This is a genomic window from Streptomyces sp. NPDC051677, from assembly GCF_044453465.1.
In the GTDB taxonomy this organism is placed as follows: domain Bacteria; phylum Actinomycetota; class Actinomycetes; order Streptomycetales; family Streptomycetaceae; genus Streptomyces.
The window spans coordinates 69,141-90,776 of record NZ_JBITCT010000045.1; the positions used below are offsets into that span (position 1 = coordinate 69,141).

25 protein-coding genes are annotated in these 21,636 nt (G+C 72.0%); 8 read left to right on the plus strand and 17 right to left on the minus strand.

Annotated features, from left to right (window positions below; genetic code table 11):
• Nucleotides 1–88 precede the first annotated feature (88 nt).
• Nucleotides 89–1,357: a streptophobe family protein gene (locus ACIBAF_RS38335; protein WP_399469505.1), complete on the plus strand. Its 1,269-nt coding sequence runs from the start codon at nucleotides 89–91 to the stop codon at nucleotides 1,355–1,357.
• Between the two features lie 29 nt (nucleotides 1,358–1,386).
• Here ACIBAF_RS38335 and ACIBAF_RS38340 read toward each other — a convergent pair whose 3' ends face one another.
• The 4 genes from ACIBAF_RS38340 to ACIBAF_RS38355 form a co-directional block, all read right to left on the minus strand.
• Nucleotides 1,387–2,367, minus strand: a complete 981-nt coding sequence (locus tag ACIBAF_RS38340; RefSeq protein ID WP_399469507.1) for a serine/threonine-protein kinase — start codon at nucleotides 2,365–2,367, stop codon at nucleotides 1,387–1,389.
• Nucleotides 2,367–2,921 carry a hypothetical protein gene (locus ACIBAF_RS38345; RefSeq protein WP_399469509.1) on the minus strand — a complete coding sequence of 185 codons (555 nt, stop codon included), beginning with the start codon at nucleotides 2,919–2,921 and terminating at the stop codon, nucleotides 2,367–2,369. The genes ACIBAF_RS38340 and ACIBAF_RS38345 overlap by 1 nt, the downstream gene beginning before the upstream one ends.
• A 9-nt stretch (nucleotides 2,922–2,930) precedes the next feature.
• Nucleotides 2,931–5,270 carry an FHA domain-containing protein gene (locus ACIBAF_RS38350; RefSeq protein ID WP_399469511.1) on the minus strand — a complete coding sequence of 780 codons (2,340 nt, stop codon included), beginning with the start codon at nucleotides 5,268–5,270 and terminating at the stop codon, nucleotides 2,931–2,933.
• Nucleotides 5,271–5,405: 135 nt separating this feature from the next.
• Entirely contained in the window at nucleotides 5,406–5,816 is a 411-nt protein-coding gene (locus tag ACIBAF_RS38355) for a hypothetical protein (RefSeq protein WP_399469513.1), read from the minus strand.
• A gap of 307 nt (nucleotides 5,817–6,123) precedes the next feature.
• Here ACIBAF_RS38355 and ACIBAF_RS38360 point away from each other — a divergent pair, with 307 nt between their 5' ends.
• On the plus strand, nucleotides 6,124–6,507 hold the full coding sequence (locus tag ACIBAF_RS38360) for a nuclear transport factor 2 family protein (protein ID WP_399469515.1): 384 nt from the start codon (nucleotides 6,124–6,126) through the stop codon (nucleotides 6,505–6,507).
• Between the two features lie 194 nt (nucleotides 6,508–6,701).
• On the opposite strand, the gene mgrA is transcribed toward ACIBAF_RS38360, so the two are convergent.
• A complete protein-coding gene (mgrA, locus tag ACIBAF_RS38365) occupies nucleotides 6,702–7,694 on the minus strand; it encodes an L-glyceraldehyde 3-phosphate reductase (RefSeq protein WP_399469517.1) in 993 nt (330 codons plus the stop codon).
• Nucleotides 7,695–7,804: 110 nt separating this feature from the next.
• Between mgrA and ACIBAF_RS38370 the strand changes: the two genes are divergently transcribed.
• A complete protein-coding gene (locus ACIBAF_RS38370) occupies nucleotides 7,805–8,689 on the plus strand; it encodes a LysR family transcriptional regulator (protein WP_399469519.1) in 885 nt (294 codons plus the stop codon).
• 25 nt (nucleotides 8,690–8,714) lie between these two features.
• Complete coding sequence (locus ACIBAF_RS38375) at nucleotides 8,715–9,230, plus strand: DinB family protein (protein ID WP_399469521.1); 516 nt, start codon at nucleotides 8,715–8,717, stop codon at nucleotides 9,228–9,230.
• Here ACIBAF_RS38375 and ACIBAF_RS38380 read toward each other — a convergent pair.
• Complete coding sequence (locus ACIBAF_RS38380; RefSeq protein WP_399469523.1) at nucleotides 9,212–10,282, minus strand: adenosine deaminase; 1,071 nt, start codon at nucleotides 10,280–10,282, stop codon at nucleotides 9,212–9,214. The genes ACIBAF_RS38375 and ACIBAF_RS38380 overlap by 19 nt on opposite strands.
• A 25-nt stretch (nucleotides 10,283–10,307) precedes the next feature.
• A complete protein-coding gene (locus ACIBAF_RS38385) occupies nucleotides 10,308–10,706 on the minus strand; it encodes a VOC family protein (protein ID WP_399469525.1) in 399 nt (132 codons plus the stop codon).
• A 236-nt stretch (nucleotides 10,707–10,942) separates the two neighbouring features.
• Between ACIBAF_RS38385 and ACIBAF_RS38390 the strand changes: the two genes are divergently transcribed.
• Both ACIBAF_RS38390 and ACIBAF_RS38395 read left to right on the plus strand, forming a co-directional pair.
• The gene (locus ACIBAF_RS38390) at nucleotides 10,943–11,401 is read left to right on the plus strand and encodes a pyridoxamine 5'-phosphate oxidase family protein (RefSeq protein WP_399469527.1); all 459 of its coding nucleotides are present in this window, start codon (nucleotides 10,943–10,945) and stop codon (nucleotides 11,399–11,401) included.
• 98 nt (nucleotides 11,402–11,499) lie between these two features.
• Entirely contained in the window at nucleotides 11,500–12,129 is a 630-nt protein-coding gene (locus tag ACIBAF_RS38395) for a hypothetical protein (protein ID WP_399469529.1), read from the plus strand.
• Here the strand turns inward: ACIBAF_RS38395 and ACIBAF_RS38400 are convergent.
• The 7 genes from ACIBAF_RS38400 to ACIBAF_RS38430 all read right to left on the minus strand — a co-directional run bounded on the left by ACIBAF_RS38400 (nucleotide 12,077) and on the right by ACIBAF_RS38430 (nucleotide 17,926).
• The gene (locus tag ACIBAF_RS38400) at nucleotides 12,077–12,982 is read right to left on the minus strand and encodes an aldo/keto reductase (RefSeq protein ID WP_399469531.1); all 906 of its coding nucleotides are present in this window, start codon (nucleotides 12,980–12,982) and stop codon (nucleotides 12,077–12,079) included. The genes ACIBAF_RS38395 and ACIBAF_RS38400 overlap by 53 nt on opposite strands.
• Nucleotides 12,983–13,034: 52 nt before the next feature.
• The gene (locus ACIBAF_RS38405) at nucleotides 13,035–13,901 is read right to left on the minus strand and encodes a hypothetical protein (protein ID WP_399469533.1); all 867 of its coding nucleotides are present in this window, start codon (nucleotides 13,899–13,901) and stop codon (nucleotides 13,035–13,037) included.
• The gene (locus ACIBAF_RS38410; protein ID WP_399469535.1) at nucleotides 13,898–14,464 is read right to left on the minus strand and encodes an RNA polymerase sigma factor; all 567 of its coding nucleotides are present in this window, start codon (nucleotides 14,462–14,464) and stop codon (nucleotides 13,898–13,900) included. Before ACIBAF_RS38410 ends, ACIBAF_RS38405 begins: the two co-directional genes overlap by 4 nt.
• Nucleotides 14,461–14,625 (minus strand): hypothetical protein, encoded by a 165-nt coding sequence (locus tag ACIBAF_RS38415; RefSeq protein WP_399469537.1) that lies wholly within the window; start codon nucleotides 14,623–14,625, stop codon nucleotides 14,461–14,463. The genes ACIBAF_RS38410 and ACIBAF_RS38415 overlap by 4 nt, the downstream gene beginning before the upstream one ends.
• A 268-nt stretch (nucleotides 14,626–14,893) precedes the next feature.
• Nucleotides 14,894–16,219: an aldehyde dehydrogenase family protein gene (locus tag ACIBAF_RS38420; RefSeq protein ID WP_399469539.1), complete on the minus strand. Its 1,326-nt coding sequence runs from the start codon at nucleotides 16,217–16,219 to the stop codon at nucleotides 14,894–14,896.
• Nucleotides 16,220–16,350: 131 nt separating this feature from the next.
• On the minus strand, nucleotides 16,351–17,559 hold the full coding sequence (locus tag ACIBAF_RS38425) for an RNA polymerase sigma factor (protein WP_399469541.1): 1,209 nt from the start codon (nucleotides 17,557–17,559) through the stop codon (nucleotides 16,351–16,353).
• Nucleotides 17,560–17,575: 16 nt separating this feature from the next.
• Nucleotides 17,576–17,926 carry a YciI family protein gene (locus tag ACIBAF_RS38430; protein ID WP_399469543.1) on the minus strand — a complete coding sequence of 117 codons (351 nt, stop codon included), beginning with the start codon at nucleotides 17,924–17,926 and terminating at the stop codon, nucleotides 17,576–17,578.
• A gap of 99 nt (nucleotides 17,927–18,025) precedes the next feature.
• On the opposite strand from ACIBAF_RS38430, the gene ACIBAF_RS38435 reads away from it, so the two are divergent.
• Entirely contained in the window at nucleotides 18,026–19,060 is a 1,035-nt protein-coding gene (locus ACIBAF_RS38435; RefSeq protein ID WP_399469545.1) for an acyl-CoA dehydrogenase family protein, read from the plus strand.
• On the opposite strand, the gene ACIBAF_RS38440 is transcribed toward ACIBAF_RS38435, so the two are convergent.
• The 3 genes from ACIBAF_RS38440 to ACIBAF_RS38450 form a co-directional block, all read right to left on the minus strand.
• Nucleotides 19,057–20,163, minus strand: a complete 1,107-nt coding sequence (locus ACIBAF_RS38440) for an LLM class flavin-dependent oxidoreductase (RefSeq protein ID WP_399469547.1) — start codon at nucleotides 20,161–20,163, stop codon at nucleotides 19,057–19,059. The genes ACIBAF_RS38435 and ACIBAF_RS38440 overlap by 4 nt on opposite strands.
• Nucleotides 20,164–20,358: 195 nt before the next feature.
• Nucleotides 20,359–20,442, minus strand: a complete 84-nt coding sequence (locus ACIBAF_RS38445) for a putative leader peptide (RefSeq protein ID WP_350710819.1) — start codon at nucleotides 20,440–20,442, stop codon at nucleotides 20,359–20,361.
• 138 nt (nucleotides 20,443–20,580) lie between these two features.
• Nucleotides 20,581–20,748 (minus strand): hypothetical protein, encoded by a 168-nt coding sequence (locus tag ACIBAF_RS38450; protein ID WP_231976239.1) that lies wholly within the window; start codon nucleotides 20,746–20,748, stop codon nucleotides 20,581–20,583.
• A gap of 255 nt (nucleotides 20,749–21,003) precedes the next feature.
• Here ACIBAF_RS38450 and ACIBAF_RS38455 point away from each other — a divergent pair.
• The coding region (locus ACIBAF_RS38455) for a type 1 glutamine amidotransferase domain-containing protein (protein WP_399469549.1) at nucleotides 21,004–21,636 on the plus strand (633 nt) is incomplete at its 3' end.

Below are 21,636 nucleotides of genomic sequence, written 5' to 3' on the forward strand. Positions count from 1 at the left end.
TGTGCTCCGATCGGGCGCCGCTCGCAAGCCGGACGCGGACGGCCCTCTCGACAGGCGCGCTCTCCCGGTGCTGCTTAGCGTGGGCAGGGTGAGCTCGTACGCCCCGTATGACCAGGCAGTCTCCCGCCACGGATGGGTGCAGGCGGTCGCCGCGGCACTGGCCGGGCTGCTCGCCATGGCACTGGTGGCCGGGCTGGGACTGTGGGCGGCCGGGGCCTCGGACCTGCCGCAGGGCGCCTTCCCCCGGGTCGTCGCGGCGACCGTCGTCACAGCGGTCGGCGGCACGGTCGAGCTCACCGGGAAGGCCGGCGAACTCGCCGACACCCAGGCCGGTCTGACGGTGATTCCGCTGTCGGTCACCCTCGTGGGGGCGCTCGTCGTCGGCGCCGGATTCCTGCGGCCGCTGCGGCACCGGGCGGTGGCCGGCGCCGCCGAGCTGACCGGCTGGGCGGTCCGGATCGCCGTCGTGTGGCTGCTCGGCCTGCTCGGGCTGGCCCTCGCCGCGCGTCAGACCTTCAAGCTCTCCCTCGGTGACGACACACTGAGCGACCTGGGTGAACTGTTCGACGCCAGCCCCGAGGTCGGCTTCACCGCCGACGTGCCGCCGACGCTCGCGATCGGGCTGCTGTGGCTGGCCGGTGTGCTGGTGCTGGCGCTGCTGGTCTCGCCCGGGGCTCCGCTGCCGGCCCGGCTGCTGCGCGTCCAGGAGTCGGTGCGGCCTGCCGCGCACGCGATGGTCGTGCTGCTGCTCGCCTGGGTGGCCCTGGGCGTCGTCATCGCGCTGGTCGTCGCGGCGACCCGCGGGCACGCGGCCGAGACCCTCGCGGTGGTGTTGCTCGGCATGCCCAATCTGATGTGGCTGACCTTCACGATCGGGCTGGGCGCCACCTGGAACGGCCGGGTGGAGGGCCCGTTCGGGCTGCCGATGCCGCATGTGCTGGACGAGGTGCTGCGCGGCCGGGACACCGCCGCACTGAATTTGAACACGCTCGCCGAGTACGACGGCCGCGTGTGGTGGCTGGTCGTCGTCGACGGGCTCCTGCTGCTCGCGGCCGCGTTCGGGATGGCCGCCCGCTCACCGGCCCGGATGCGTGCCTGGCAGCACGCCGTGCACATGGCGGTCGCACTGGTGCTGACGGTGCTGACGGTCTGTCTGGTCGGCCGGATCTCCGCCCACTACGGCCTCTCGGTGCTCGGCGTCGGCGATCTGGGCGGCAACCTGTCCGGGAAGCTGTTCCTGCACGCCGAGGTGTGGTCGGCTCTCGCGCTCGCCGCGCTGTGGGGGCTGGTCACCGGGTTCCTGGGCGGGCTGTTGGCGGGCCTGCTCCGCCACCGGGGCGTGCTGACACTCCGTTGACCCGGTGGTTCAGGACTGACGACGGTGGTTCAGGACTGACGGCCGGGCAGGACCGGCCGTGCCCAGCGCGGGGGTTGCCGCGTCGGCTCCGGTGTGGCGGCGTGGGCCGTCGGCGGGTGGACCGGCCGGTGCGCGCCGTCGCCGTGCTCCCTCAGCTCGGCGACGAAGGCTCCGCAGGTGGGATGGCGAGCCTCGGGATTCTTGGCGAGGGCCCGGGCGAACACCGCGTCGAGGTACGGCGGGAGCTGGGGCCGGGCCTCCGTCAGCGGGGTCGGGTCGGCGTTCTGGTGGGCCCAGAGCAGGGCCATGTCGTCGTCGCGGAGGAACGGCGGGCGGGCCGCGAGGCATTCGTAGAGCACACAGGCCAGGCCGTAGACGTCGCAGCGGCCGTCGACGGGGCGGCCGGAGATCTGCTCGGGGGCGACGTAGTCGAGTGTGCCGACGAACTGTCCGACCGTCGTGAACCCGGTCAGGGACAGCGACTTCTTCGTCAGGCCGAAGTCGGTGAGGTAGACGTGCTCGGGATGGTCGCTGTCGGTTCCCCGGGAGACCAGGATGTTGCCGGGCTTGACGTCCCGGTGGACCAGTCCGTGGTCATGGGCGGCGTCCAGCGCGGAGGCGACCTGCGCGGCGATGCGGACCACCGTCGGCAGGGGCAGGGGGCCCTCGCGGTCCAGGAGATGACGCAGGTCGCTCCCGTCGACGTACCGCATGGCGATGTAGAGGACCCCGTCGGTCTCGTCCGCCTCGAAGACGGGCACGATGTGCGGGTGGTCGATCGCCGCCGCCACCCGCGATTCATGGGTGAAGCGCTTACGGAAGGTGTCGTTGCGGGCCAGCTCCGGGGCGAGCAGTTTGAGCGCGACGGTCCGGTCCAGGCGCAGGTCATGGGCGCGGTAGACGACGGCCATGCCGCCGCGTCCGATCTCGCGCTCGATGCGGTAGCCGGCGAGCTGGCGGCCGATCAGGTCGGAGGACCGGCCGGAGAACGGGCTCGTCCCGGGCTCCATCAGGGGCCCCCGTCGAGGTCCACGATCCGGGTGGCGGTGTAGTCCCGGTCCTCGGCCGGCTCGGGCAGCTCGGGCGCCTCGTCCGTCGCGTACGTGCTCAGGCGGGCGCCGTCGCCGTACACCCAGCGTCTGCGCGCCGCGTCGTACAGCCACATGTTCTCCCCGTCGATGACCACGCCGATCCGCAGGCCGTGGGTACGGCGGCGGAAGGACTCGCCGTCGAGGCCGCCGTCGGCCAGTTCCTCCACCGCCGCCCGGTAGCGGGTGATGGCCTGTTCGGTGCGGCCGAGCAGGGGGCGCGGGTCGGCGGCGCTCGCGAGGGGGCCGTCGGAGCGGGGCGGGTCCTGCGGGACGGCGACCAGGCGGCGGCTGTCCACCCAGGCCGACCAGCCGTTGGAGCACAGCACTCGCCCCCAGTCGCCGCGCCGCTCCGTGAGCCGGACGGGCAGCAGCGGGTCGAGGGACGCCGTGGGGCGGTCCGGATCCGGGGCCTCCCAGGCGGGCATGCCGTGCTGCGGGACCACATGCGTCGGTCGGAATCCGGGAGTCGTCATCGGCCGCCCCTACTTCCGCATCACGGCGGGCTCGTGCCGGCGCAGCAGCCGGGAGACGACGAACCCGCAGGCCAGCGAGAGCACGACGAGCATCCCGATGTCCAGCAGCCAGACTCCCGCCGAGTGCTCGAACAGCGGATCGCTCGTCTTGTCCCCGGGCACGATCCGGGACAGCTCGAGGGTCGCGGCCATCGCGCCGAACGCCCAGCGCGAGGGCACGAGCCAGGACAGCTGGTCCAGAACGGCCACGTCGTGCAGTTTCAGCAGCGCGCCGCAGAACACCACTTGGACGATGGCGAGCAGCACGAGCAGCGGCATCGTCACCTCCTCCTTGCGTACCAGCGCGGAGACCAGCAGCCCGAGCATCATCGCCGTGAAGGCCAACAGGGCCACGGCGACGGTGATCTCGATCAGCGGTGGCATCAACACGCCCTTGCCGCCCGGCGCGTCGAGGTCGACGCCGAGCAGGGCGACGAGGGTCAGCACCACCGCCTGTACGACGGTGATCGTGCCGAGGACGACGACCTTGGACAGCAGGTACGCCGATCTGGACAGGCCGACGGCCCGCTCCCGCTGGTAGATCACGCGCTCCTTGACGAGTTCGCGCACGGCGTTGGCCGCGCCGGTCAGGACGCCGCCCACGCACAGGATCAGCAGCGCGTCCATCACATGCTCCTGGTCGAGCCTGCCGCCGGCCAGGGCGCGGGCCATCGCTCCCATCACGAACGGCAGGGCGATCATGATCGCGAGGAAGGTGCGGTCGGCGGCGAGCGCGGCCGTGTAGCGGCGCACCAGGGTGCCGAGCTGGGCGCCCCTGCTGCGGGGCCGCGGCGGCGGCAGCATGATCACCGGGCCGGAGCGGGGCAGTCGGGGCTGCTCGCTGGAGTTGACGACGTACTGCCGGCGGAACGGCGAGTCGTCGTACTCCCCCGCCCAGTCCCGGTCCTGGTCGCGTTCGAAGGCCTCGAAGGCCTCGGGCCACTGCTCGAAGCCGAAGAAGGCGAGGGCGTCCTCGGGCGGCCCGTAGTAGGCGACCTTGCCGCCCGGCGCGAGCACCAGCAGCCGGTCGCAGACGTCGAGGCTGAGGACGCTGTGGGTGACGACGATGACGGTGCGGCCGTCGTCGGCGAGTCCGCGCAGCATGTGCATCACCGAGCGGTCCATGCCGGGGTCGAGGCCGGAGGTCGGCTCGTCCAGGAAGAGCAGCGAAGGCTTGGTCAGCAGCTCCAGGGCCACGCTGACCCGTTTGCGCTGGCCGCCGGAGAGGCTGTGCACGGGCTGGCCGGCGCGCTGCTCGAGGCCCAGTTCGCGGATGACCTCCTCGACCCGTTCGCGGCGCTCGGCCCTGGCGGTGTCCTGCGGGAAGCGCAGTTCGGCGGCGTAGGAGAGTGCGCTGCGCACGGTCAGCTGCGCGTGCAGGATGTCGTCCTGCGGGACCAGTCCGATGCGCTGGCGCAGTTCGGCGTAGTCGCGGTAGAGGTCGCGGCCGTCGTAGACGACCGTGCCGTGGCCGGCGGGTCGCTGGCCGGTGAGGGCGCCGAGCAGGGTGGACTTGCCCGCGCCGCTGGGGCCGACGACCGCCAGCAGGCACTTCTCCCCCACCGGGAAGGAGACGTGGTCGAGGAGGACCTTGCGGCCGCGGTCGACGGCGACCGTCAGGTCCTGTACGTCGAGGGAGACCTCGCCGGTGTCGACGTACTCCTGGAGCTCGTCGCCGACCAGGCAGAACGCCGAGTGGCCGATGCCGACGATGTCGCCGGGGCCGATCGGGGCGCGGCTGACGGGCAGGCCGTTGAGGTAGGTGCCGTTGTGGCTGCCGAGGTCGACGATCTCGTGGCCGCCGTCGGGCAGCCCCCGCAGCTCGGCGTGCCGACGCGAGACGATCAGGTCGTCGACGATCAGGTCGTTGTCGGCGGCGCGGCCGATGCGGACGGTGCGCGAGGACAGCGGCCGTACGGAGGTCGGCTGGCGGAAGGCGCCGGTCAGGGCGGGCACGGAGACGGACGAGGGGCGCTCGGCCGGGGTCCTGGGACGGCCGTACAGGACGACGTACGGTCCGTCGGCCGGGCTGCCGAAGCGGATGACGGTGCCGGGGCCGACGTCCCACTCGTGGACGCGGCGGCCGTCGGCGTAGGTGCCGTTGGTGCTGTGTTCGTCCGCGATGGTCCAGTGGCCGCCGTCGGGCCGCAGCACCGCGTGGTGCCAGGAGACGCGGGTGTCGTCGATGACGATGTCGCTGCGCGGGTCCCGGCCGACGTGGTAGTCGTGGCCCGGGATCAGCACGGTGGTGCCCGTCTCGGTCTCCAGCACGAGTTCGGGCGCAGTCGAGGAGACCGGCCGCTCAACCATGACCGAATTCTATCGATTCGCACCCCTGTGTGCCCGACGGGCGGGGCGTGACGGTGACGTGAGCGTGACGGTGCCGAGCTGTGCGCGCTGACGGTGGGCGGTGGGCGGTGCGCGGTGGGCGGTGCGCGGTGGGCGTCAGCCGACGGGGACGACGAGGGCCGGGAGGGTCCGCTGCATGCGCAGCGCGTCGACGGACTCGGCGAGCAGCTCGTACTCGGTGGTCTCGTCGCTCACCGCGATCCGTACCAGCCGGCCGCCCGCCAACTCGTCGGCCACCAGCTCCTGCCGGTCCATGTCGGCGCACCAGGCCCGCAGCAGTGCGGGCACGTCCGGCACGTTGTCGGCGACGGGGACCAGGGCGCCCGGCGGGATGTGTTCGTCCTCGGGCCGGGGATCCAGCCGTTCGGCCATCCAGGAGGCCCGGTCCCGCAGCCACCACAGGGCCAGCGCCAGCGTCGGCGCACGGTAGGTGCCGAGCGGTACGCCGATGCGCCGGCCGGCGCAGACGCCGTACGCGGTGACATGGCACAGGAATTCGTCGTGCACGTCCCTCTCCCCCGGTGCTCGCGTGCCGGCCGTGCCTCGCTTTCCGTGCGGCTCCTGTGAGTGAACTGCTCCTGACGTTCGAGTATGTTCACTACTGAAACACTGTCACCATGACTTTTTGGCCAGTCTCTTGGCATATTCAAGGCCGTTCATGGCCGAAATGCGGCAGACCTCGGGGGGCGCCGTCATTACCCGGCGGGTAATCGACCCGGGCGGCAGGGGCGGGCAAGGTGGTCACACCGGATCGGCGAAGACCTGGATCCGGGTTCTGACCAGTATCGATGACCTCATTGGGGGCTGATTTCCCATGTCCGCGAACACCGACCGTTACGAGAACGCCGTCGCCCGCTACTTCGAGGCCTGGAACGCACGGGAGCCCAAGGCCTTGGCCAAGGCTGTTGACGCAGCGTGGGCAGTGGGCGGCGGGTACACCGACCCCCTCGCCGACGTCGCCGGCCACGAGCAGATCGCGGCCGTGGTCACGGCGGCACACGCGCAGTTCCCGGGCTTCTTCTTCCGGCTCACCGGCACGGTCGACGGGCACCACGACACGGCCCACTTCTCCTGGGAGCTGGTGAGCGAGGCCGACGGTTCGGCGCCGGTGGCCGGATCCGACGTCATCACCCTGGACGCACAGAACCGGATCACGTCCGTCCTCGGATTCCTCGACCGGGTGCCCGCCGGAGCCTGAGGACCGCGCCCACGATGAATTCCTCCGCTCACGGCGGTCCACCCGTAAAGGGATCACCGCGAGCGGAGGAACATCACGAACGGGACCGCAAACGGAATACTCGATGCCGAATTCCGTCGAATTCTTTCGGCACCCGCATACCGGAATCGGAAGGCAGGAGGGCGACTCCGTGAGCGTCCGCCTGACGGAGCGGCTCAGCCGTTGATCACCGCGTCGATCCGGGCCAGCTCCTCGGCGTCGAAGTCCAGGTTGTCCAGGGCGCCGACGCTGTCCTCGATCTGCCGGGCGCTGCTCGCGCCGACCAGCGCGGAGGTCACCCGGCCGCCGCGCAGCACCCAGGCCAGCGCGAGCTGGGCCAGTGACTGGCCGCGGGACCTGGCGAGCTCGTCGAGGGCGCGCAGCTTGCCGACGAGTTCCTCGGTCAGCGCGTCGGAGTTCAGGAACGGGCTGTCGCTCGCCGCGCGGGAGTCCTCCGGGATGCCGTCGAGGTAGCGGCCGGTCAGCAGGCCCTGCTCCAGCGGCGAGAACACGATCGAGCCGACCTGGAGCTCGTCCAGGGCGTCGAGCAGGCCCTCGCTCTCCGGGCGCCGGTCGAGCATCGAGTAGCGCGGCTGGTGGATGAGCAGCGGGGTGCCCAGCTCCCCGAGGATGCGGGCGGCCTCGCGGGTCTGCTCGGCGGAGTAGTTGGAGACGCCGGCGTAGAGCGCCTTGCCCTGCTGGACCGCGGTGTGCAGGGCGCCCATCGTCTCCTCCAGGGGAGTCTCCGGGTCGGGGCGGTGCGAGTAGAAGACGTCGACGTAGTCCAGGCCCATCCGGGTCAGGCTCTGGTCGAGCGAGGACAGCAGGTACTTGCGCGAGCCCCACTCGCCGTACGGTCCGGGCCACATCAGGTAGCCGGCCTTGGTGGAGATGACCAGCTCGTCGCGGTAGGGCGCGAAGTCGGCCTTGAGGAACCGGCCCAGCGCGGACTCGGCGGCGCCGGGCGGCGGGCCGTAGTTGTTGGCCAGGTCGAAGTGGGTGATGCCGAGGTCGAAGGCGCGGCGCAGGATCGCCCGCTGGGTCTCCACCGGGCGGTCCGGGCCGAAGTTGTGCCACAGCCCGAGCGACAGCGCGGGGAGCTTCAGACCGCTGCGTCCGGTGCGCCGGTAGGGCATGTCCGCGTAACGGTCGGGGTGTGCGGTGTACAACGCGACTCCAAGAAGATCGGTTTCAGGAACCGCTACCCACTCTGGCCCGACCTGCGGGTAGTGGTCCAACAGAAGAATCCGATGGAATTGTGCGGCTAGGCTTCTCAATCATGGAACTGCGTCACCTCCAGCACTTCGTCGCCGTCGCCGAGGACCAGCACTTCACCCGGGCCGCCGAACGCCTGATGGTCTCCCAGTCGGGTCTGTCGGCGTCGATCCGGGCCCTGGAGCGGGAGCTGCGCGCCCCGCTGTTCGTACGGACCACACGGCGGGTGACGCTGACGGAGGCGGGCCGGGCGCTGCTGGCCGAGGCGGAGCGCATCCTGGCGCAGGTGCGGGCGGCCCACGAGGCCGTGGCCGCCGTGCAGGGCGTGGTCCGCGGCACCCTCTCCGTGGGCACCGAGCAGTGCATCGCCGGGGTGCACGTGGCGGGGCTGCTGGCGGCGTTCCGGCGGCGGCACCCGGATGTGGAGATCCGGCTGCGGCAGAGCGGTTCGGGCGCGCTCGGCGAGGAGGTGGCGGCCGGCCGGCTCGACCTGGCCTTCGCCTACCGCACCCAGACGGACACCGACCAACTGCGCTGCGTGCCGCTGGCGACCGAGCCGATGTATGTGCTGTGCCATCCCGACCACCGTTTCGCCGGGGCGTCGGCGGCGCTGCTGCCACAGGACGTCGCCGGCGAGGTCTTCGTCGACTTCCATCCGGACTGGGGCCCGCGGCGCGCCACCGACGCCGCGTTCGCCGAGGCGGGAGTGCGGCGCACGGTCGCCCTGGAGGTCAACGACGTGCACAGTCTGCTGGACCTGGTGGACGAGAACCTCGGCGTCGCCGTCGTACCGCGCCATTTCCGGCACAAGCGCGAGGCGCTCACCGCGCTGCCCCTCAAGGGCACGGGCGAGGCGGTGTACGAGACGGTCGCGCTGTTGCCGCCCCGGCAGGCGACCAGTCCGGCGGCCCGGGCGCTCATGGCACTGCTGGAAACGGGGGGCGGTTGAGCGTGGGCTGCGCGATGGTGGATGCATGCATGCCAAGGACATCCTCATCGACGGGTTCAACCGCATCCAGGAAGAGGTCCATGCCGTCGTGGACGACCTGGACCCCGACGTCCTCAACACCCGGCCCTCCCCCGACGCCAACTCGATCGCCTGGCTGGTCTGGCACCTCACGCGGGTCCAGGACGACCATGTGGCCGACGCCTTCGGGCTCGACCAGGTGTGGCTGACCCAGGACTGGGAGAAACGGTTCGGCCTTGACCTGCCGCGCCAGGACACCGGGTACGGGCACAGCGCGGCGAAGGTCGCGAAGGTGCGGGTCTCCGACGGCGACCTGCTGACGGGGTACTACGACGCCGTGCACGAGCAGGCCCTGACGGCGCTGCGCGCGCTGACCGCGGCGGACCTGGAGCGCATCGTGGACGAGCGCTGGGATCCGCCGGTGACGATGGGCGTCCGGCTGGTCAGCGTCCTGGCCGACGATCTGGAGCACGTCGGCCAGGCCGCCTACCTGCGCGGGCTGCTTCAGAGCGCGGACGCGTAGCCCGGAAGGACGACGTCCTCGATGAGGGCCCTGCGCTCGTCGAACGGGATGAACGCGCTCTTGAGGGCGTTCACCGTCACCGTGCGCAGGTCCTCGACGCCCCAGCCCGCCTCCTCGACGAGCAGCGCCATCTCACGGGTCATCGTGGTGCCGGACACCAGACGGTTGTCGGTGTTGAGGGTGACGCGGAAACCGAGGTCCTTCAGCGCGGTGATCGGGTGCTCGGCGATGGAGGTCGCGGCCCCGGTCTGCAGGTTGGACGTCGGGCACATCTCCAGGGCGACCCGGCGGTCCCGCACCCATCCGGCGAGGCGGCCGAGCTTGCCGTCGACGATGTCGTCGGTGATGCGCACCCCGTGCCCGATGCGCTGGGCGCCGCACACCTGGAGGGCCTGGTGGATGCTGGGCAGGCCGTGGGCCTCACCGGCGTGGATGGTGAAGGGGACGCTCTCGCGGCGCAGGTGCTCGAAGGCGGCGAGGTGGTCGGCGGGCGGGAAGCCGTCCTCGGCGCCGGCGATGTCGAAGCCGACGACGCCCGCGTCCCGGAAGGCGACGGCGAGGTCGGCGGCCTCGCGCACGCGGTCGAACATCCGCATGCCGCACAGCAGCGTGCCGACCCGGACCGGCGTGCCCGCGGCGGCGGCCTTCGCCATGCCGGCGGCGAGGCCCTCCTGGACGGTCTCCACGACCTCGGCGAGCGTCAGCCCGCCGTTGACGTTCAGCTCGGGGGCGTACCGCACCTCGCCGTAGACGACACCGTCGGCGGCCAGGTCGAGGACGTACTCCTCGGCGGTGCGCAGCAGGCCCTCGCGGGTCTGCATGACGGCGAGGGTGTGCTCGAAGGTGGCTATGTAGCGCACCAGGTCACCTGAGTTGGCGGCCTCGAAGTACCAGGCGGCGAGCTCGTCGGGGTCGGTGGTGGGCAGCGTGTGGCCGACCTCCTGCGCGAGTTCGACGACGGTGGCGGGGCGCAGGCCGCCGTCGAGGTGGTCGTGCAGTACGGCCTTGGGGAGCCGGCGCAGCGTGTCGGTGTCGATGTGGGGCGCGGTCATGAACGTGTTCCTCGGCAGGTGGTTCTCAGGCGGTGGTGGCGGGCTGGAGCAGGTCCCAGCGGTTTCCGTACAGGTCCTGGAAGACGGCGACGGAGCCGTACGGCTCGTGGCGGGGCTCCTCCAGGAAGGTCACGCCGGCGGCGAGCATCCGGGCATGGTCGCCGGCGAAGTCGTCGGTGTGCAGGAAGAACCCGACGCGGCCGCCGGTCTGGTCGCCGATCCGGGCGCGCTGGGCGTCGCCCTTGGCCCGGGCCAGCAGCAGCCCGGTGCCGTCCTGGCCTGCGCCCGGGCTTACGACGACCCAACGCGAGCCGTCGGGGCGCGGCTCGTCCTCGACGAGCCGGAAGCCGAGCGCCTCGGTGTAGAAGCGGATCGCCTCGTCGTAGTCGTCGACGACGAGGGTGACCAGGGCGATACGACTCATCGGGGCCTTTCGGGGAGGTACGGGAGGCTTACGGAAGGGACGATTGACGGGAGAGGTTATACGTAAAACTTACTACGCGCCAGTCGCCTCCGAAGCCCAGGTTCCGGCCGGGCTCGACCTGTCCCGTCCCCTGCCCCGTCCCCTGCCCCGCCGGCCGGCCCTAGGTCGCGAGTCCGAGCGCGGGCGGGACCGTGGCCCGAGGTGGACGGCCCGCTGCCCTCGTTACCGTCCGGGTCATGAAGATCGCAGAGCCACCCCGCAGCCCCGAGCGGCGCAAGCAGGACCTGCTGGACCGGTTGGAGCGCGAGACCGACATCTGGATCGCCACCGCGGACCACGAGGGGCTGCCCTGTCTCGTCGCCCTGTGGTTCGTGTGGGACGGCCGGTGCCTGTGGCTGTCGACCCGCCTCACCAACCCCACCGGCCGCAACCTCCGGGACGGCGGCCGGGCCCGGCTCGCCCTCGCGGACACCCGGGATGTGGTGCTCATCGACGGCGAGGTCGAGACGTACGCGTCGGACGAGGTACCGACAGCGGCCGCCGAGGCGTTCGTGGCGAGGACGGGCTGGGATCCGCGCAAGGACAGCGCGTCGTACGGCTACTTCCGGGTGCGGCCGCTGGCGGTGCAGGCGTGGCGCGAGGCGCACGAGCTGCCTGGGCGGCATCTGATGCGGGCCGGGGTGTGGGTGGCCTGACGTTCCCCGATGCCAGGGGTTTCTCCGGGGAGGCTGTCAGGGATCGGTGCGGGTGATTCCTGATGGGCGGGCGGCTGGTGCGGTGGGAACGTGGCGGCATGATCTTGTTACCTCGGCGCGTCCGCGTTCCCGCCGTCGCCGCACCTGCCCTGCTCTTCCTCTACGGTGTGCTCCGGCTCGTCGACGGTCTGGAGGGGGAGCACGGTCCGGGGGTCGCCTGGAACGTCGGCCACTCCCTGTTCCTCGTCGGGTTCGTGATGTTCGGCGTCCTGCTGGTCGGGGTGCGTCGACTGGTGTCCGCCGACCCGCCGTGGGCACGGAGCGTGGCGGATTTCTCGGTGGGCGCGGGCCTGTTCGGGGTGGCCTGCTTCCTGTGGGTGACACTCTGCGACCTGTTCACGAGGCTGGACGAGACGGCGCCGCCGCCCCGAGCACTGGAGACCTTCGGCCCCCTCGCGTTCCCCCTCGGTCTGCTGACGCTGCTGGCCGTGCTCGCGACCGTCCGGCCCCGTTTGCTGCGCTGGGACAGACCGTTGCTGGCACTGGCCGGATTCCTGGTGTTCATGACCGATCTCGATCTGTTCCCGATCGGCGCGCTGTTCCTGATGGCCGGACTGGCTCCGCTGGTGCGGCCCGCGCTCTTCACGAGATGGGCTGCCGCCGGTGATCCGCGGGTCAACCGGCCTGCCGGTGCACCGCGTTCAGGCGATCCTTCTCCTCGTCCGTGAGCCGCAGCGCCCCCGCCGCCACGTTCTCCACGAGGTGGTCGGGGTTTCCGGTGCCGGGGATGGCCAGGACGTGCGGGCCCCGGCCGAGGGTCCAGGCGAGCCGGATCTTGGCGGGGGTCGTGCCGTGGGCGCGGGCGACGGTGAGGACCTCGTCGTCGTGGGCGGCCGTCGCGCCCTGGGGGCCCGCGTCGCCGGCGATGGCGAAGAACGGGACGAAGGCGATGCCCTGTTCACCGCAGAGGCGCAGGACCTCCTCGGTCGCCGGGGCGTGGTCGCCGAGCCCGTAACGGTTCTGCACGCTCACCACCGGGGCGATGGCCTGCGCCTCGGCGAGGTGGCGGGGCTCGACGTCGGAGAGGCCGAGGTGACGGATCAGGCCCTCCTCGCGCAGGGCGGCCAGTGCGCCGAAGTGCTCGGCGATCGACTCCTGGCGCATCCGGCGCAGGTAGACGAGGTCGAGGTGGTCGCGGCCGAGCTGGCGCAGGTTCTCCTCGACGTGGCCGCGGAGGTCCTCGGGACGGGCCGAGGCGCCCCACTCCCCCCGGTAGTCGCGAAAGGGGCCGACCTTGGTGGCGATGAGCAGGTCGTCCGGGTACGGGGACAGCGCGCTGTTGATGAGTTCGTTGGCGGAGCGCAGGGCGGAGAAGTAGAAGGCGGCGGTGTCGATGTGGTTGACGCCCAGCTCGATCGCCCTGCGCAGCACGGCGATCGAGCGGCCGCGTTCGCTGGGCGCACCGAGGTGGAAGGCGGCGCTGCCCGTCAGCCGCATGGCTCCGAAGCCGACGCGGTTGACGGACAGGTCGCCGATGTGCCAGGTGCCCGCGGCGTCCGCGGTGATCGGTGCGGTGGTCATCCCCGCAGTCTGGCACGCGTCGCGGACACCGCCGCGAACGTGCCCCGGACTCTCAACAGGCCACGGTCTCCTCGCACTTGCGCAGCGCCTCCTGGACGTCACGGCTCCAGTGCCGGGACGTGCGGGGGGTGGCGGAGGACACGGTGTGCACGGCCGGCTCGCGACGTTCGGGCAGTGCGCCCGACCTGGCGCGCCGGCGCTCTTTGGCGGGCGGCGCGCCATGAGCGACGGCCTCCTCCACCATCTCGGCCAGATCGCCGTCGGGGAGGGGGAGTTCGAGGTCGTCGTCGACGAAGCCGACCACGGCCGGCACGTACTCCACCAGGGCACGCAGCGCCTTGGGCAGCCCGCGACGGCCGCGCCGCAGGCCGCTGAGCACATGCAGCGCCGTGGCGATCTCCCGTTCCGTGGCCTCCCTGCTCAGCGTGGCGGGGGTGATCTCCGTGTGCCGCATCCACCAGTCCGCCTCCTCGTCCTCCCCCATCGACCGGTGGTGGAGGTAGAGGCAGTACGAGGAGACGGTGTCGGAGGCCCCGGCGCCGTACTGCCACCAGAAGCGGGCGCTGTCCTCGCAGCCGGCCAGGTACAGGAGGCCGCCGAGGATGCGCGCGCCAGAGGGTTCGGGGAGGGAGCTGCCGAGGAAGTTGCCGAGGCCGTGCAGGGCGCCGGGGCGGGTGAGCAGCGCCTCACACAGCGCTTCGAGGTCCCGGGCCGCGGGATGGACCCGCTGGGGGCGCCGGCCCGCCGCGGGGCGCTGCGGACAGGCCCCCGTCCCGGGTCCTTCGGCGTCCCCGGCCGCGACCCGGGCGGCTATGCGGGCCTCGGCGGCCTCGATGTCCGCGGGGCTGTAGGGCGCCGTGGGCACGAGGCGCGCTCTGGACAGCAGGGTGTCGATGTCGCTCGCGGTGTCGAAGGTCATGACCGCTCCGCCTCCTCCTCGGCGCACGATGTGTAGATCTCCCGAAGACGGCGTCTGGCATACCGTTCGCTGGAACGCACCCCGGCCTCGGTGATGCCCAGGTGGAAGGCGACGTCGGCGGTGCTGTAGCCCTCGCAGTAGCGCAGCCGGATGACGTCCCGCTGGCGCTCGGGGAGGGTGGAGATCGCGTGGAACATCCGCAGGTTCTGCTCGATCACCTCGAAGGCGTCCTCGGCGCCCTGCAGGGTGACCGTCTCGAAGACGGCGGTGTCCATGAGCGTGGCGCGCCGGCCACGGGCCCGGGCGTGGTCGATGACGCGGTTCTTCATCACCCGCCAGGCGTAGGCGGCGGGGTTCGCGGCGCGCAGTATCTGCGGCCACTCCCGGGCGAGTTGGACGAACGCCTCGTCCACGGCCTCCTCGGCGTCGGCGCGGCAGCGCAGACAGCGCTCTGCCTCGCGGACGTAGACCGGGCGGTGCATCTGGTGGAAGGCGGTGAAGTCCAACGGCAGCTTCTCCGGCGCCCGTGGGTTTCCAGCGGGACGCAGCTCCTCCTGCGTCACCGATCTCCCCCCGGGAGCCGGTGGTCCATCTCACGGACGCCGACCCGCACGAGAGCGGCGACGAACCGGCGGGCGAGGGTGACGGCTGCGGGTCCGAAGACCCGGAGGGCGAGCAGGGACAACGCCACGTCGCGGGCGAGCTGTTCGAACTGGTCGTTCACGGACCCTTCGGTCCTTCCGCTGGCTGTACGGGGCTCAGGAGCCCCGGAAGGCGACGGTTACACCTTCTGCCTCCACGGCGTCCGGCGAGGGCGTTTCGTGCATGCCGGCTTCGAAAGTCCGCTGGAATTGGCCGTTTCGAACTACGGACCGTGCCCTTCCGGGCTAATACCCGTTCCCCAGCTGCCACTTGGCGGGCTACTTCAGCCCGCTCCTGTCCGCTCCTGTCCGCTTCCGCCTTCCGCCCGCCGCCGGCCGTCCTGGGCCTGCTCAGCCCAGCGGCTTCTCCAGCACCGCCTTGCGGTGGCTGAACGTCTCGATGGAGTAGCGCCCGTGGTAGCTGCCCATCCCGCTCTCGCCGACGCCGCCGAACGGCAGGTCGGAGACGGTGAGATGGGCGAGGGGCAGCCCGTAGCCGAGGCCGCCGGAGGAGGTCTCGGCGGCGATGCGGCCGCGGGTGTCGTCGGAGCCGGTGAAGACGTACAGGGCGAGGGGCTTGTCGCGGTCGTTGATGAAGGCGATCGCCTCGTCCAGACCGTCGACGGTCACGATCGGCAGGATCGGGCCGAAGATCTCCTCGCGCATGACGGGCGACGTGGGGTCGACATCGGCGAGGACCGTCGGCGCGATGTACTTGTCCGTACGGTCGTTGCCGCCGCCGACCACGATCCGGCCGGAGCCGAGCAGCCCGGCGAGCCGGTCGAAGTGGCGTTCGTTGATGATGCGGCCGTACTCGGCGGAGGCCTGCGGGTCCGTCCCGTAGGCCGCCTCGACCGCGCGCGTCAGCAGGGGTTCGAGGGCAGCCGCCGTCTCCGGGTCGGTGAGGACGTAGTCGGGCGCCACGCAGGTCTGCCCCGCGTTGAGGAACTTGCCGCGGGCCAACCGGTCGGCGACGACGGCGAGATCGGCGTCCCGGTCGACGAACGCCGGGGACTTGCCGCCGAGTTCGAGGGTGACCGGGGTGAGGTGCTCGGCGGCGGCGCGCAGGACGATACGGCCGACGGCGCCGTTGCCGGTGTAGAAGATGTGGTCGAAGCGCTCGGCCAGCAGGGCGGTGGTCTCCGGCACCCCGCCCTCGACGACGGCGACCGCCTCGGTGTCGAGGTGGGCAGGCAGCAGGCGGGCCAGGGCGGCGGAGGTGGCGGGCGCGAGCTCGCTGGGCTTCACGACCACCGCGTTGCCGGCGGCGAGGGCGCCGACCAGCGGGGCGAGCAGCAGCTGGGCGGGATAGTTCCAGGGCGCGATGACGAGGACGACGCCGAGCGGGTCGTACTGCGTCCAGGCGGTGGCGTCGGCTCCGAGGTGGGCCGGTACGGGCGCGGACTCGGGGCGCAGCCACTCCTGAAGGTGATCGAGGGTGTGGTCGATCTCCCGGACCGTGAAGTCGATCTCGGTGCGGTAGGCCTCGGTGGAGCTCTTGCCCAGGTCGGCGTGGAGGGCGGCGGCCAGGTCGGCGCCCTGCTCCGTGAGCATCGCGCGCAGGCGGCGCAGCTGGTCCGTGCGCCAGGCGAGGGACTTGGTGCGGCCGGTGCGGAACGTGCGGCGCAGTCGGGCGACGACGTCGGCGGGCTGTGCGGGGGTGGCGGCGGTGGTCACGGTGCCTCGCTGGGGTGCGCGGGCCTTGCGGCCCTGGGTTCTCGGGGCGAGCGGTCAGCTCGGTGTATATGCCAACCATTCATGGACCAAAATACATTCCCGAGCCGGCGGCCCCTCTCACCCGGTCCCTCTCACCCGGCCCGTCCGCCGGCCCCGAGTTCGTGTCCGCGCCGGTCGAGGAAGGCGCGTTCCGCCGGGCTCTCGCTCAGCGCGCGGGCCGCCTCGTAGGCCTGGGCGGCCTCGGCACGGCGGTCGAGGCGGCGCAGCAGGTCGGCGCGGACGGCGTGCCAGACGTGGTAGCCGTCGAGGTCCAGCGCGTCGACGAGATCGAGGGCCCGGCGCGGTCCCTCCGTCTCGGCCACGGCGACCGTCCGGTTCAGGGCCACGACCGGGCTCGGGGCGAGTTCCATGAGCTGGTCGTACAGGCGCAGGATCTGTCGCCAGTCGGTGGCGGCGCCGGTCGGCGCGTCGCTGTGGACGGCCTGGACCGCGGCCTGGATCTGATACGGCCCGGGCCGGTTGCGGCGCAGGCAGCGGCGGACGAGCGACTGCCCCTCGGCGATCAGCTCCCGGTCCCACCGCCCGCGGTCCTGCTCGGGCAGCGGTACGAGCGTGCCGTCGGCGTCCTCGCGTGCCGTCCGGCGGGACTCGACGAGCAGCATCAACGCCAGCAGGCCGAGGGCCTCGGGCTCGTCCGGCATCAGCTCGACGAGGAGCCGCCCGAGGCGTACGGCTTCCGCACACAGGCCGTCGTCGCCCTCGTACCCCTGGTTGAAGATCAGGTAGACGACGGCGAGCACCCCCTTGAGCCGGTCGGGCAGATCGGCGTCGCGCGGCACGCGGTACGGGATGCGCGCGTCCCGGATCTTCGCCTTGGCGCGGACCAGGCGCTGGGCCATGGTCGGCTCAGGGACGAGGAAGGCGCGGGCGATCTGCGCGGTGCTGAGTCCGCCGAGGAGGCGCAGGGTGAGGGCGACCTGCGCCTGCGCGGCGAGCGCGGGGTGGCAGCAGGTGAAGATCAGACGGAGCCGGTCGTCGCGCACGGGGCCCTCCTCCACGGGCGGGTCGGCGGCGTACAGGAGGGCGGCCTCGGCGTGCCGGGCGTCCCGGGTGGACTCGCGGCGCAGCCGGTCGACGGCCCGGTTGCGGGCGGTGGTGATGATCCAGCCGGCCGGGCTCGGCGGCACACCGGTCTGCGGCCAGCGCACCACGGCCGTGGTGAACGCGTCCTGGACCGCTTCCTCGGCGAGGTCGATGTCGCCGAGGGAGCGGACGAGGACGGCGACGGCCCGGCCGTACTCCGCTCTGAAGACGGCCTCGACGTCGACGGGATCGCTCATCACGGCGCGTCCGGTTTCAGTGCGTGTCCACGAACGGGCGCACCTCGACGGGGAGGGTGATGGCGAGGGCGGCCTTCCTGCCCCATTCCAGGGCCTCGTCCAGGTCGGCGGCCCGGATCACGGACAGGCCTCCCAGGTACTCCTTGCCCTCGGCGTACGGCCCGTCGGTGACGAGCACGTCGCCGTCCTTGGGGCGCAGCAGGGTGGCCGTCTCCGGTCCGTGCAGACCGCCGGCGAAGACCCAGGCCCCGGCGGCTCGCAGTTCGTCGTTGTGGGCCTCCACCCGGCGCACGATCTCGGCCATCTCGTCGGCGGCGGGCGGCTCACCGCCGGTCGGCTGGACCACGCTGAGCAGGTAGTACTTCATGACGTCCTCCTTGGCTTCGTGCCGTTGTGTCACCTCCTACACGAACAGCGGTCCCCCGGATCGACACCCCACACCGCGAAACGGGAAAGAATCTTCCCCATGACCGCACCGCACCCCCTCGTCGCCCGCGCCCGCAGTCTCGCCGACGGCCTCCTCGCGCCGCACGCGGAACAGGTCGACCAGGGGACGGTACCGGTCGGCCATCTGACGGAGATCAGGCGCTCGGGTCTGCTCGGGCTGAACGCGCCGACGGAGTACGGCGGGGCCGCGGCTCCCGGCGCGGTCGTGCGCGAGACGGCGGAGATCCTGTCCGGGGCGTGCTGCTCGACCTGGTTCGTGCAGACGCAGCACCACACTCCGGTGCTCACCCTGGCCAGGAGCGAGGGCCCGGTGCGTGAGCGTCTGCTGGGCCGGCTGGCGACCGGTGAGCTGCTGTCCGGGGTGGCGTACGCGCACCTGCGGGCGTACCCGCGCGTCCCCGTCCGGGTCACCCGGGAGCGGGGCGGCTGGCGATTCGACGGCACCGTCCCCTGGTACACGGGGTGGGGTCTGAACGACGTGATGCTCCTCGCCGGGGTCACCGACGCCGACGAGGCCCTGTTCGCCTTCGCGCAGGCGCGGGAACAGCCGGGTCTGCGGGCGTCGGCCCCGATGCGCCTGGCCGCCCTCACCGCGGCCCGCACGGTCTCCCTGGAGCTGGACGGCCTCTGGCTCCCGGAGGAGGCGGTCGCCCTGCGCACCCCGCACGACCGCTGGACGTCGACGGACCGACTCAAGACGGTGAACGCCAACCCGGCCGTCTTCGGCATCGCGGAGGCGGCCCTGACCCTCCTGGACGAGGACACGGCGCCCCCGCTGCGCGCCCGCCTCACGGACGTGCGCCGCCGCGCCTACGCCGTGGCCGACGACGCGGCGCCCCACGAGCACCTGGCAGAACGTCTGGCGCTCAGGACCCAGGCCTACGAGGTGATGCAGGCGGCGACCACCGCGGCGGTGGTGGCGGGCGGCGGCCGCTCGATGCTCCTGACGCACAAGGCCCAACGCCTGGCGAGGGAATCGCTGTTCCTCCTGGTCCAGGCCCAGACCCAGGAGTCACGCCGGGCGCATCTGAACGCCCTGGCCGTCGGCCTCTAGGGTCGGGACGGGTGCCGCCACAAGCCCAGTGCAGCGAGCCGCGGCAGCACTCCCTCCCCGAACCAGTAGGCCTCCTCGAGATGCGGATACCCGGACAGCACGAACTCCGAAATCCCCAGCGCCGCATACTCCTTGATCCGCTCGGCCACCTCCTCGTGACTCCCCACCAGCGCGGTCCCCGCACCACCGCGCACCAGCCCGATCCCGGCCCACAGGTTGGGATGGATCTCCAGCTCGTCCCGGCTCCCGGCGTGCAGCGCGAGCATCCGCTGCTGTCCCTCGGACTCGCTGCGCGCCAACCCGGCCTGGACGGACCGCACGGTCTCCGCGTCGAACCCGGCGAGCAGCCGGTCCGCCTCCGCCCACGCTTCCTGGGAGGTGTCCCGGGTGATGACGTGCAGTCTGATCCCGAACCGCAGGGTCCGCCCCTGCTTCGCCGCGAGCTCCCGGATCCAGGCGATCTTCTCGGCGACCTGCGCCGGCGGCTCGCCCCAGGTGAGGTAGACGTCGACGTGCTGCGCGGCGACCTCACCGGCGATCGGCGAAGACCCCCCGAAGTACACCTCGGGCACCGGATCCGGCACCCGGGCCAGCTTCGCGTCCTCCACCCGGAGGTGCTCGCCCTTCAGGTCGACGGTCTTGCCCTCCCACAACTCCCTTACGATCTCCAGGAATTCACCGGTACGGCGATAGCGTTCGTCCTTGTCCAGGAAGTCGCCGTAGGCCCGCTGCTCGTGGCTCTCGCCGCCGGTGACCACATTGAGCAGGAGCCGTCCGCCGGTCTGCCGCTGGAAGGTGGACGCCATCTGCGCGGCGAGCGTCGGTGAGACGAAGCCGGGCCGGAACGCGACCAGGAACTTCAGCCGCTCGGTGTGCTGGCTGACCATCGCGGTCGTCAGCCACGCGTCCTCGCACCAGGCTCCGGTCGGGGTGAGCGCGCCCACGAAACCGAGGTCCTCCGCGGCGCGGGCGATCTGGCTCAGGTAGGCGACCGTCGGCGGCCGGTCCCGTCCGGAGGCGGTGGCGGGGGTGCCGTGGCCGCCGCCGACGACATGGCGGCTGTCGCCGTTGGTGGGGAGGAACCAGTGGAAGACGAGGGACATGCGGGGGTCTCCGATCGAAGATCCTGGAGCAGGCGAAGGCGCGGCGGCGATCTTGCGGGTGCCGGTGCGGATCGTTTTCGGGCACGCCGGGTTCAAGGGGTGCGCAAGGCCGGGGGACGTAGCACCGCCGCGGTGCGCTGGCGCGATGAATTCAGGCGGGGAAAGCGAAAAGCGCGGCGGATCGCGTGGAGGGGATCAGGCCGCGGCGCGACAGGAGGCGCTGGAGACACGCGCGAGGTCGACATGGCGTCGCCGCGTGAGGTCCAGTCGCATCGTCATGCCGTCGATCGTGGCAGCCGTCGGCGACGGCAGTCAAGGCGGGCCCCCGAGGAACTGCGCCCTTCACAGCCCGCGTTGCGCGAGACCGTCCGAGACCTGGAGCACGAACGCGGGACCAAGGCCTGATCCCCGGCCCGGTCAGTCCTCGTCGGATGCCGGGACCACGACGAGGAACGCGTCCGACTTCAGGTCCATGACCACGGTGGCGGGCTCCCCCTCCGCCCTCCGGCGCGCCGCGTACTCCTCCGCCGGCCACGATCCGCGCGGAGCTCCCGCAGGAAACCGCTCCAACACCTTCGCGCGCATAGCGGCAGACACCTCCATCGATGTGGACACCTGTCGTCGGAAGTGCGTCTGCCCCGGATCGGCGCGATCATGTTCGGGGCCCCGGGGCCCCGAAAGTGCGCCCATGACCGTCTCGCGGATCTCCGTACATCCGGTCCGCGCCGGTGAAGAGGCGCGACCCCGTGCATCTCGCGGGCTTCGGAGGGCTTAGGTTCAAAGACGCAGGGCTTCGTACACCCCCGTACACCCCACCCCTCACACACCAGGAGCATCCCCATGGCCAAGATCCTCTTCGTGATGACCGGCGCCGACCACTGGACGCTCGCCGACGGCACCCAGCACCCCACCGGCTTCTGGGCCGAGGAGGCCGTCGCACCCTACGAGGCGTTCCGGGCGGCCGGTCACGAGATCGTCGTCGCCACGCCCGGCGGCGTCGTCCCCACGGTGGACAAGGGCAGCCTCGCCGCCGAGGTCAACGGCGGGCAGGAGGGCGCCGACCGGGTCGCCGCCACACTCGCCGCCATGACCGAGCTGCGGCAGCCGATCCGCCTGGAGGACGTGGACCTCGGCGACTACGCGGCCGTCTTCTACCCCGGCGGGCACGGCCCGATGGAGGATTTGGCCGTCGACGCGGTCTCCGGCCGTCTTCTGATCGACGCGCTCGCGTCGGGCAGGCCGCTGGGCGTCGTCTGCCACGCCCCGGCCGCGCTCCTGGCCGCCGTGCGGGAGGACGGCGCGAACGCCTTCGCGGGCTACCGGATCGCCGCCTTCACCAACGCCGAGGAGATCCAGGCCGGTTTCGGCGAGAAGGCCAAGCTTGTTCTTTATCTACCAAGATCTTCCGGGCTTTCCGATGGCCTTGAGGGTCTCGGGGCGTTTGACGGTTTTACCGACGTCGTAGCGGGGTGC

Bases quoted from the DNA above. Each gene is read 5' to 3' on its own strand.
- ACIBAF_RS38340 (WP_399469507.1), bottom strand. From the start codon at position 2,367: ATGGAGCCCGGGACGAGCCCGTTCTCCGGCCGGTCCTCCGACCTGATC.
- ACIBAF_RS38345 (WP_399469509.1), bottom strand. From the start codon at position 2,921: ATGACGACTCCCGGATTCCGACCGACGCATGTGGTCCCGCAGCACGGC.
- ACIBAF_RS38350 (WP_399469511.1), bottom strand. From the start codon at position 5,270: ATGGTTGAGCGGCCGGTCTCCTCGACTGCGCCCGAACTCGTGCTGGAG.
- ACIBAF_RS38360 (WP_399469515.1), top strand. From the start codon at position 6,124: ATGTCCGCGAACACCGACCGTTACGAGAACGCCGTCGCCCGCTACTTC.
- ACIBAF_RS38370 (WP_399469519.1), top strand. From the start codon at position 7,805: ATGGAACTGCGTCACCTCCAGCACTTCGTCGCCGTCGCCGAGGACCAG.
- ACIBAF_RS38375 (WP_399469521.1), top strand. From the start codon at position 8,715: ATGCATGCCAAGGACATCCTCATCGACGGGTTCAACCGCATCCAGGAA.
- ACIBAF_RS38380 (WP_399469523.1), bottom strand. From the start codon at position 10,282: ATGACCGCGCCCCACATCGACACCGACACGCTGCGCCGGCTCCCCAAG.
- ACIBAF_RS38385 (WP_399469525.1), bottom strand. From the start codon at position 10,706: ATGAGTCGTATCGCCCTGGTCACCCTCGTCGTCGACGACTACGACGAG.
- ACIBAF_RS38390 (WP_399469527.1), top strand. From the start codon at position 10,943: ATGAAGATCGCAGAGCCACCCCGCAGCCCCGAGCGGCGCAAGCAGGAC.
- ACIBAF_RS38395 (WP_399469529.1), top strand. From the start codon at position 11,500: ATGATCTTGTTACCTCGGCGCGTCCGCGTTCCCGCCGTCGCCGCACCT.
- ACIBAF_RS38400 (WP_399469531.1), bottom strand. From the start codon at position 12,982: ATGACCACCGCACCGATCACCGCGGACGCCGCGGGCACCTGGCACATC.
- ACIBAF_RS38405 (WP_399469533.1), bottom strand. From the start codon at position 13,901: ATGACCTTCGACACCGCGAGCGACATCGACACCCTGCTGTCCAGAGCG.
- ACIBAF_RS38425 (WP_399469541.1), bottom strand. From the start codon at position 17,559: ATGAGCGATCCCGTCGACGTCGAGGCCGTCTTCAGAGCGGAGTACGGC.
- ACIBAF_RS38430 (WP_399469543.1), bottom strand. From the start codon at position 17,926: ATGAAGTACTACCTGCTCAGCGTGGTCCAGCCGACCGGCGGTGAGCCG.
- ACIBAF_RS38435 (WP_399469545.1), top strand. From the start codon at position 18,026: ATGACCGCACCGCACCCCCTCGTCGCCCGCGCCCGCAGTCTCGCCGAC.
- ACIBAF_RS38440 (WP_399469547.1), bottom strand. From the start codon at position 20,163: ATGTCCCTCGTCTTCCACTGGTTCCTCCCCACCAACGGCGACAGCCGC.
- ACIBAF_RS38445 (WP_350710819.1), bottom strand. From the start codon at position 20,442: ATGACGATGCGACTGGACCTCACGCGGCGACGCCATGTCGACCTCGCG.
- ACIBAF_RS38450 (WP_231976239.1), bottom strand. From the start codon at position 20,748: ATGCGCGCGAAGGTGTTGGAGCGGTTTCCTGCGGGAGCTCCGCGCGGA.